Source organism: Pseudoalteromonas sp. SG44-17 (genome assembly GCF_014164235.1).
GTDB lineage: Bacteria > Pseudomonadota > Gammaproteobacteria > Enterobacterales > Alteromonadaceae > Pseudoalteromonas > Pseudoalteromonas rhizosphaerae.
In genome coordinates this window covers 1-349 of the sequence record NZ_JACJEV010000108.1, presented here as the reverse complement: position 1 = coordinate 349, position 349 = coordinate 1, and the positions used below count along the sequence as shown (strand labels likewise).

At 36.4% G+C, this 349-nt stretch carries 1 protein-coding gene; it reads left to right on the top strand.

The genetic code is table 11. From position 1 onward, the window contains the following. On the top strand, positions 1-349 hold a 349-nt coding region (locus tag H5182_RS22110), incomplete at both ends, for a hypothetical protein (RefSeq protein WP_182760666.1).

The following is a 349-nucleotide window of genomic DNA, read 5'->3' as shown; positions in this document are numbered from 1 at the left end:
TAAATGAGAGTGAGCAACGCTTATCATTAATCACCCATGATGAAGGTCTGGAGTGTGCTGGTACTGTGTACCAAAGTGACGAAAATACATTAGACTCATTTGCGACAGGTAGGTATGAAGCATTAATGAAACATATGCCATGGTATAAACGGGTTGGAGTTGAAAATGAACGAAACCTCCCTATTGGTATTGTTAAAGAACAATTAATGCAAGGCGTTTGGAAAGGCGAAACTGAAGTCACTTCTTACTTGGTATACGCTTTAAAATTTGATAAATATTTTATGGGTTTAACGTTTACCTTTATGGAAAAAGATAAAACACACTGCTTACCTATAATAGAGCGTTTGCT